Genomic DNA, 9,156 nt, shown 5'->3' with positions numbered 1-9,156 from the left:
TTGTCGTAAGCCATGTCTGGTCTCCAGTGTTCGGTTCCAAGGCCACCACGTGAGTGTGGGGGCATGGCCGAATGCCTGGTTTCCGAATCTGCCCGGGTCAGGGACGGCGCAGCCGCCGGCTTGCCGGGCGCAAAAGTTTTCCGAGCGCGGCACCCGACGCATGCGCGCCCTCACGTACGGGACTGCCCCGCGCCAGAGGTCCCGCCCTCGCCGAAAAGTTTTGCGATCCTTGGCGCGGGCTGATTTGGGGGCCATCCGGAGGATATGCTTCCGCACTCATGTGTGTGTGTTTTGACGGTAGGTTTGCCCGACCCGAGCAGGCAAACGGACCGACCGGACGCGGGAGACGGATGGAGTGGCGGGATGGTTTTGGCCTCGGGCCAAAACAGACCAGAGCGCAATCCGGCGGAGCGGCCGGGGAGGGACGTGCTCGCGAGGCGGGCAAACCGGGGGCCTGGGTGCAACGCCGCGGTGAGGCCGCATGGCCGAATGCGCGACGGACCGAAGGGCCGTTCTCCCCTGCGACACGCGAAGCCGAGCTGGGGAGGCTGGAAGGCAAAGGCTCAGGTCGGTGGTCGAGTGCACAAAACCGACACACTCCGCGTGCAAACCGCGCAAATTGTCTGGTCTGTTAAAGGGTTCGGATGTAGAAAAGACCCTATCAACGCTGAAATTGATCATTCAGAAAGAGCAGTTCGACCTTGGCTTCCGCCCAACAACTCATCGGTCTCGTTAAGAGCCACGCAGAAGGGGATGCTGATCGTTTTTACGATCTGGCGATGCAACTCTCTGCAGCCGAAGAACAGAAGGGGCATACCCGGCTGGCCGAACAGTTGCGGCAATGGGCCGAAGCGGGACAAAAACCGTCGGCGAAGCGTACTCCTGCCGTCACCCCAATGGCGACGCCTCGCGGGGATCTAGCGGAGTTTCTTGCCGCGAGCTATCCGACCGAGCGGCTCGTCGATGTAATCTTGCCGGACAGGATCGAGAGCGAACTTGCCCATCTCGTTGTCGAGACACGCATGCGCGAGAAGCTCGAAGAAAAGGGGCTAAAGCCACGGCGGCGCGTTCTTCTCTCCGGCCCTCCCGGGACCGGCAAGACCTTGAGTGCATCAGCGCTTGCCGGGGAGCTACAATACCCCCTCTTTTCGGTCATGCTCCACGGGCTGATCACGAAGTTCATGGGTGAAACAGCACAGAAGCTGAAAATGGTCTTCGATGCGATCAAGACCACTCGCGGTGTTTATCTTTTTGATGAGATTGACGCTCTAGCGGCAGCCCGGGGTGGCGAGAATGATGTCGGCGAAGCCCGGCGGGTCCTGAACTCATTCTTGCAATTCCTCGATGAGGACACAGGGCCTTCGATCGTCATCGCCACTACGAACCTACCAGGAATTCTCGACCGAGCTGTACTGCGCCGCTTCGATCTCGTGTTGCCATATGTGATGCCCGACGGCCCTGCGATCCGGCAGGCGCTCGAACGCCGTCTGATCGGTTTCTCGCTCGCTCGCATGGGATGGAAGCGGGTGACGGATGTCGCCGAAGGCCTCTCGACGGCCGATGTCGTGGCGGCGGCGGAAGATGCCGCCCGACGTGCTGTGCTGAAAGATACCGACAAGATTGCGACACAGGATTTGCTTGATGCCCTCGAACGCCGACGGTCGCTCCAAGAATTAAGGACCGATGACAATGGCACGAGATCTTCGACACTTCCACCTTCGCAATCTCGGACAACCTCGCCCATTCCAAGCAAAGGGCGGGGGCGGGTCCAAAAGACCAAGTGATGTCCCCAATCGCGCCGCGCACGCTCAAGCGCTGCTTCAGGCTATTGATACGCTGCCGGATATTCCGGCCACTGACCTTCCCGGCGTTTATCTGGAAGTCAGCTCCCGTGTCGACGAGCGCCTGAAAAGGGACAGCCTAGACGCCAGTGGCCTGACGCTCCTTCGCGTCGCCGAGACGCCTGATCCGGGTGTTGCTCAAGAGCGGGCAACGGTCTTTGCGACTGCCAAAGGTATCGAAAAGCTGCGCAAGAAAGTTGAGCAGTTCCGAACGGAGGATACACCTGATCGAGAGAAGGATGGTGAGATCGTTCCCGGTCGCCCAAGAAACGCGGACCTAGTCCAGAGCGTGGCGGCAATTACCGAAGCTGGCCTTCGTGCCCTCTGGCGTAGCCCGCCAGACAAATTTCCAGCGGCGGATCTTGCGACTGTCTGGGAAATTTGGCTCGAGCCGGAGATGACTGAAGCCTTCGTGGCTGCGGCGCCCAACTATGGCGTGGCTGTGGGTGCGGATCGGTTGGAGTTTCCCGAAGATACCATCCTGGTCGTGCAAGCCGATCGCAATCAGCTTGCCCAAGCCGTCCGGCGACTGGGTGGCGTACGCGCACTTGCCGCTCCGACCATCACAGCGGATTTCTTCGACGGCTTGCCGGTGGCCGAACAGGCGCAGTGGATCGACGAGCTCGCGGGCCGTACGACCTACACTGACAATCCCGATCCTGGCTACGTTACGCTATTAGATACCGGTGTCAGTCGCGCGCATCCTCTCATTCAGCCAGCGCTCAGCGTGGATGACCGACATGCCGCCAACCCGGCCTGGGGACTGGAGGATGTGAAGGGCCATGGCACGGAGATGGGAGGACTGGCGCTCTTTGGCGATCTGACGCCGAAACTGCACCAGGCAAACCCGGTTACGGTCGTGAACCGTCTGGAATCCGTGAAGCTGCTGCCTGATGCAGGGATGAACCCGCATCATCTCCTTGGCGCGGTGACCAAGCAGGCGATCAATACAGTAGAACAGGTTGGCCACCGACGCCGTACATTTGCCATGACGACGACGACAGGTGAGGATACGCCGCACGACGGAGCTCCCACCTCCTGGTCAACGGAAGTCGATCAGCTTGCCGCCGGTGTATCAGGTGACATCAAACAACAGCGCTTGGTACTTGTTTCGGCAGGGAATACCGACAACTTCACCTTTGGTGCCGGAAACTACCTCGACCGATGCGATCACGAGGACAACGAAATCGAATCGCCGGCCCAGGCGTGGAATGTTTTGTCTGTCGGAGCTTTTACAGAGAAAACGGTACTGCCAGACGGAGAGCCGGCCCAAGCGCTTGCACCATTCGGCGACTTGTCGCCAGCTTCGAGAACTGCATCGTGGTCGTCCCATTGGCCGAACAAGCCGGACGTCGTCCTTGAGGGTGGAAACTGGGCGCTAAGTGCCATGCCTCCGCCAATGCGGCACGGATGGTTATCACTCCTTTCGACGCACCACAGTTATCCGGTCCGATCCTTCACATTCACCTTCGACACTAGCGCTGCGACAGCGCTTGCAGCGAAGGATGTAACGGAACTCTGGTCTGACTATCCGACGCTTTGGCCCGAGACAGTCCGTGGTCTCTATGTGTCTTCAGCGCGGTGGACGCAGCAGATGCGTGCACATCTGCCGGCCCAGCCGAACAAGGGTCATTACACGCCACTTTTTCAGCGCTATGGATATGGTGTGCCGGACATGGCCCGTGCCCGCCGCAGCGCGTCGAACGCGCTGACCCTCATCGTGGAAGATACGATTACGCCTTACGGGATTTCTGAAAAGACCGGCGGTGATGTCCACAACGAGATGAAGCTGTTCGCCCTTCCCTGGCCCGTTGAGGCTTTGCGCGCGCTCGGCAATGCCGATGTGACCTTGCGGGTGGCACTCAGCAGCTTTATCGCTCCGAACCCGTCCGAAGCCTCGCGCGGCGTTCGATATCGCTACGCGTCCCACAATCTACGTTTCCAACTCAATCGCTCTGGCGAGAGCGAAGCCCAGTTCCTGGCTCGGATCAGCAAGGCGGCCGAACAGCCTGATGGTCCCGCTAGCGACGAAGATGATCTTTGGGACTACGGTAGCAATCGGCGTCATGTCGGATCGCTGCATATCGATCAACTGACATGCAAGGCGTCAGATCTAGCAAGGCGGAACTTGTTGGCCGTTCACCCAGTCACCGGATGGTGGAAATCGAAAAAGCTTCTCGCTGAAGGTTTGCCTTCTGTGCGCTATGCATTGATTGTGGAAATCGATGCGGAAGAGTCGGACACCGAGCTCTATGCCGAGGTTCAAGTTGCTGTTGACGCCTTGATTGCCGCTCAAGCGGTTGTACAAGTCTGACTGTATTGGAGACCCCGCGCAACGCTCCCAATCTAGGCATCGCATCTACATCGGACCGCCACATGAAATGGCAGTTCGATCGCTCTATTGAAACAAACACAGCAAAAGGGGAACCGTGATCCCACGGTTCCCCTTTCGGTGCGGATCGTTTCCTCTCACGATCTGATCACGCGACCAGCGACAGCCCCGCGCCTGCGTCCTGCGGCTGCTCACCGCTGTCGATGAACGGGATGATCGAGAAGGTCTGCCCGCCGCGCTGCTCTTCGTTCTGCACGGCGTTGACGCGCAGGTCCCCATCGGGCGTATTGATCAACAGCGACAGGTAGTCATTGCCCGTGCGGCTGCTCTTCGCCATCCAGGCCGAGCCGACGCGGATCGGCATGCCACGGGGCGAGCTGACCTCGATCCGGTAATCGGGGTGGGTTTCCTCGGTCTTGTAGCTGTTCTCGATCAGCATGAACTCCAGATCGAACATCATGTTGGCGATGTAGCCGGTGAAGGCGTTGTCGGCGTCCATGGCGGTGAGCTCGCCCGAGATCGAGCCGGATTTCATCAGGCCGTTCGAGACCAGCGGGATGATCTCGAATTCGCCGCTTTGGGTAGCGCGCGCCTCTTTCGTCTGCACCGCGTTGACCCGGAACGGGCCGAGGCCGACATCGATCTGCATCGAGATGTAGGGGTTGCCGCTGGTGTTGCCGGTCTCGTTCCACGCCGTTCCGATGCGCACCTTGCGGCCTGATTTGTTGACTGCCGTCACGTCGTAATCCGGGCTGCGTTCGGACATTTTCGGACGGGTCTCGAGCTGGATGGCGATGTCAAAGCGCGCCCCGTGGATCATGCCGGTGTACTCAGCGACTGCGGTTTCGGCGTTGCGGGTAAGGGTTCCTGCGAACATGGGATGGTTCCTTTTCGGTTGGCCGGTGCCTGACGTCCTTGCCAGCACATCCGGGATTGCTTTCTCGACCCCTTGAGGGATCACAAATCAGAAAGCCTGCTTTCCTTTCAGCCCCGCCCTAGGCTCAGAGCCGCCGTCCGAGTGAGAATGCCACCGCGCCTCCGGGTGCTACGCCCCTCCCCTGCCGCTGTCATCTTGATTGGCCGCCCGGATATTCCGCGCCGTCCTCCGATCGCGCGATGAAGAACTCCGCCTCTTTGCCGTTCAACCGTTTCCCTTCCCGGTCGGTCAGGCCGATGCAGCTGCCGTTCGGCTGATAGGTGATGAGGTACTGACCGAGCCGGTCCTTGTGGACAACGTAGCCGGTATTGGCCCAGTGCACGGTCTGGCCGGCATCGACGGCCGCCTTGATTTCATCGAGTGTCAAGTGATCCTCCTCAAGAAGAATGGTGGGGAAACGACGCAAGAAGCCCGATCTTCCGACCGGGATTCCATGCAGCATTCGTTTGGCAAACGGCCGAGAGCCGTCAGGCGCTTTGCGTGGCTTGCGTCGCGCGCGCCGCCATCCAATCTTTCAGGCCAAGAACCGTTCGTCCGGCGGCGACTTCGGAGGCCCAGGCAACCCTTGGGTCGTCGCAGGGGTTGATGTCGACATTGCCGTCGATATGACCATTGGCCATCCATGGCTCGGGCTGTATCCGTCGCAGCCAGTCCGCCATGCTCGGAATGCGGCCCTGGCAGTCTTCTCGGATATGCTGCTCGCCGATCCAGCGCACGGGGATTTCTCGACCAGCGCTATTGGTCAGGGTCAGGCCGAAGACACGTTCGGCCTCAAACAGGCCAAGGGCATGATGGCGCAAGGCTCTGTGCGTGAAGAGCGCGAGGTGCTCTTTCGAGGCGTCAAACCAATCGTGCACAGCCTGATAGTCAGACGGCACCCCGCCGAATTTCCGGGCAGAGCTTTCAGCATGATGAAGCGGATGGGCCATCTCAAAGATCCTCGTCATAGCTGTGCGAGCATTTGACATAGCGATCCGCATGATCGAGCGTAATGCTGTCGGCTGCGATGTTCCAGGTCAGCGTGCCATAGCCGCCCTCGTTGTTCTCGAACCCCGGGTGATGGTGATAGGCGAGCGACCAGGCGAAATCGCCCACTGCGGTGACAAGCGCTTCCGGCAGTTTGACCTCCGCAGGCTGCACCGTCACATCCTCGACGTTGCCGGAGTCGCCATAGCCTTCGTATTCAGCGGTGACCTCGCTGATGCCAAGTGCGCACAATTGCGCGATCAGCTCGGCTCGGGTCGCCTTCAGGGTGGTTTCGCGCTCCGCGCGCCACTGAGCCGCAATCGCGGCGTAATCGATCTGGGGATTGGTCATGGGTCCGTCCTCTTGTCTGAAGTTGGGGGGCCGGGCGTGGCATTGGTCAGCGCGCGGCCGGAAAGCGCAGACCGGTGAAATCCAGATCCGCGACGCCCGGCATAAAGCCCGCTTTAACTTTTCAGGCGGCTTGTTCTGCCGCTCTGGCGGCTTCCTGCCCCACGATCCGGGCCAGAATGCTTTCCGTGTCGATCCCGTCCCCATGCGGCAGGAACACCCGCAGCTGGAAGGCGATGATCTCGGTAAAGCAGCCGAGGGCCTTGAGGCCGTCGATCATGCCCCGATCCGCGCCGCCCAGCTCGAGGCGCATCTCGCCTGCGACACGGCGACGGGTCAAGGTGAGACCCCGGCCCAGATCGACAGGTACGGTGGTGCCGAGGGCGGCGGTCAGCATCTCCTGCGGTGTTTGCGGGTTGGAGACGAGGAAGCGGGCGCGCAGCGCGGCCGCTCCTTCCTCGCTCAGCGTGCGCCCGATCATGGCGGTCGCCCCATCGGGCGTGACCCGGTAGATGCGCTCATTGGTGGTCGGAATGTCCTTCCAGATCGGCAGCAGCAGCCCGGTCAGCAGGTAGAGCTTGGTCGTGGTGGTTTTTGGCAGGGACGCAGCCTCTGCATCCCAAAGACGTGCGAACTCGGGCCTGTCGATCTCTTCCCAAGCCGAGGACTCAAACCGTGCCTCTTCGAGATAGCTCGACCCGTTTGGCCGCACCGCCTTGCGCATCAGCGTGACAATGTCCTCGTCATACATCTGCATGGGCCGCGCCGAGATGAGCGCCGCGCGACCGGAGGCGCGATTGACCATCGGCAGCTTGTCCGGATTGCGAGATATGGCCTCTTCGGCACCCAGGACATGGACCGGGTCCGTCACCTTGAGCCCGATGATCCGCGTCACGGCGCCGGATTTCGGGCAGGTCCAGAGATCCTCGGTGGAGACCTGTTCGATCTTTTCGCCGCGCAGGGTTTCGACGCCGAGATCGAGCGTGCCCGCCGCGCGCGCCCGTTCCGTCTGATCGGCGATCCGGCGCATGAACTCGGCAAAGAGCGCGTTCTGCATGTGGATGGGCAGCGCAAGCACCCGGTTGAGAAACCGCTGGATCGGCGGCAGCTCCTCAAGGAGCACCCCGTCCTTGTCAATGAGCCGCAAAGCTGTCCAGTCGGTGAAACTCTCATAGCTCATCGCCTCTGCGCGCCCGGCGGCAAGATCGGCGAAATACCCACGCAGTGCCGCCCGCGCGATGGGGCTTTCGAGATTGTCCTCCTCGCGGAACATGCCCTGCGAGCCGGTTTCGCGCTGACCCTTGGTCAAGGCCCCCAGCTGATCGAGCCGTTTGGCGATTGTCGAGGTGAAGCGCTTCTCGCCATGCACATCCGAGGTGCAGACCCGAAAGAAGGGCGCGCTGACCTGGGCCGAGCGATGCGTGCGGCCCAGCCCCTGGATGGCCGCATCGGCGCGCCAGCCGGGCTCCAACAGGTAGTGCCGCCGCCGTTTCTGGTTCTTCGCCGTTTGCGCCGCATGATAGGATCGGCCCGTCCCGCCCGCATCGGAAAAGATCAGGATATCCTTCTCGCCGTCCATGAAGGCTTGGGTCTCCGACGAATTGCTACTGGCGGCGCGCTTCTCGATGAAGAGATGGCCGTCCTCGGCCTTGAGGGGCCGGATCGATCGACCGGTAACCTCGGCCACGGCTTCATCGCCAAAGGCCCAGAGGATCTGGTCGAGCGCCGAGGGAATCGGCGCCAGCGTCATCAACTCCACCATGGCGGCATCGCGCAGGGCGAGCGCCTCGCGCGAGACGACCAGCGCGCCGGTCTCATCACGGAGCGGCTCGGCCACCATATTGCCGTCGATCTCAACGAGCTTTTGCGCATGGGTCGGGAAGGCCTGTTCGAGGTATCCTAGGACGTAGTCGCGCGGCGTCAGCGCACCCTCGACCAGCTCGTCCTCCGAGTCCATCGTCACAAGCCGACGTTTCAGCAGGCTCTCCCCTGTCGAAACCACCTGAATGACGCAAGCCTTGCCCGCCGCCAGATCGTCCGCGATGGCGCGGATGATGGTCGGGGCCTTCATGCCCATCAGCAGATGATTGAAGAAGCGCTGCTTCGTGCTCTCGAAGCGGGACTTGGCCGAGGCGCGAGCAGCCGAGGCATTAGTCTCTCCCGAGGCGTCGTTGACGCCGGTCGCTGTCAGCGCGGCCTCGAGATTGTGGTGGATCGTCCGAAACGCACCCGCATAGGCGTCGTAGATCTCGATCTGGGCCGGGGTGAGCGCGTGTTCGAGCACGTCATACTCCACGCCGTCGAAGCTGAGGGCGCGGGCCGTGTAGAGCCCGAGCGTCTTGAGATCGCGCGCGACCACCTCCATGGCAGCGACACCGCCGGCTTCCATCGCAGAAACGAAGCTCTCGCGGCTCGGGAAGGGGTATTCGGGACCTTGTCCCCAGAGACCGAGACGCGCGGCATAGGCCAGGTTGTGCACGCTCGTGGCACCCGTGGCCGAGATGTAGTAGACGCGAGCGCGCGGGGCGGCAAGTTGCAGCCGCAGGCCAGCAAGGCCCTGCTGGGAGGGTTTGACCCCCCTGCCCTGCTCGGACCCGGCCGCGTTCTGCATGGCATGGGCCTCATCAAAGGCCAGTACGCCTTCAAAGTCTTCGCCCATCCAGTCGAGGATCTGGCTCAGTCGCGTGGTGCCGCATTTGCCCGCGGACCGCAGCGTGGCGTAGGTGACGAAG

General features: G+C 61.7%; 6 protein-coding genes and 1 pseudogene. 2 read left to right on the top strand and 5 right to left on the bottom strand.

What is annotated here, in order from left to right; all coding sequences use genetic code 11:
• Positions 1–701: 701 nt before the first annotated feature.
• The gene (locus AC13D8_RS00140; RefSeq protein WP_482967155.1) at positions 702–1,784 is read left to right on the top strand and encodes an AAA family ATPase; all 1,083 of its coding nucleotides are present in this window, start codon (positions 702–704) and stop codon (positions 1,782–1,784) included.
• Positions 1,690–4,155, top strand: coding sequence for a S8 family peptidase (locus AC13D8_RS00135; RefSeq protein WP_482967154.1), 2,466 nt, complete (start codon positions 1,690–1,692; stop codon positions 4,153–4,155). Before AC13D8_RS00140 ends, AC13D8_RS00135 begins: the two co-directional genes overlap by 95 nt.
• Positions 4,156–4,321: 166 nt before the next feature.
• Here the strand turns inward: AC13D8_RS00135 and AC13D8_RS00130 are convergent, their stop codons facing one another.
• The 5 genes and pseudogenes from AC13D8_RS00130 to AC13D8_RS00110 form a co-directional block, all read right to left on the bottom strand.
• Complete coding sequence (locus tag AC13D8_RS00130) at positions 4,322–5,050, bottom strand: DUF736 family protein (protein ID WP_482967153.1); 729 nt, start codon at positions 5,048–5,050, stop codon at positions 4,322–4,324.
• A 124-nt stretch (positions 5,051–5,174) separates the two neighbouring features.
• Positions 5,175–5,477 (bottom strand): annotated as a pseudogene (locus AC13D8_RS00125) (hypothetical protein).
• Between the two features lie 100 nt (positions 5,478–5,577).
• Positions 5,578–6,039 (bottom strand): DUF6915 family protein, encoded by a 462-nt coding sequence (locus AC13D8_RS00120; RefSeq protein WP_482967152.1) that lies wholly within the window; start codon positions 6,037–6,039, stop codon positions 5,578–5,580.
• Position 6,040: 1 nt separating this feature from the next.
• Positions 6,041–6,427 (bottom strand): DUF6878 family protein, encoded by a 387-nt coding sequence (locus AC13D8_RS00115; protein ID WP_482967151.1) that lies wholly within the window; start codon positions 6,425–6,427, stop codon positions 6,041–6,043.
• Between the two features lie 121 nt (positions 6,428–6,548).
• Positions 6,549–9,156 (bottom strand): strawberry notch C-terminal domain-containing protein (locus tag AC13D8_RS00110; RefSeq protein WP_482967150.1); only part of this gene is annotated, 2,608 nt, incomplete at its 5' end.

This window comes from Roseovarius sp. B-10 (assembly GCF_056859295.1).
Note: the sequence above shows the minus strand (reverse complement) of the source record. Positions and strands in the feature narration are given on the sequence as shown.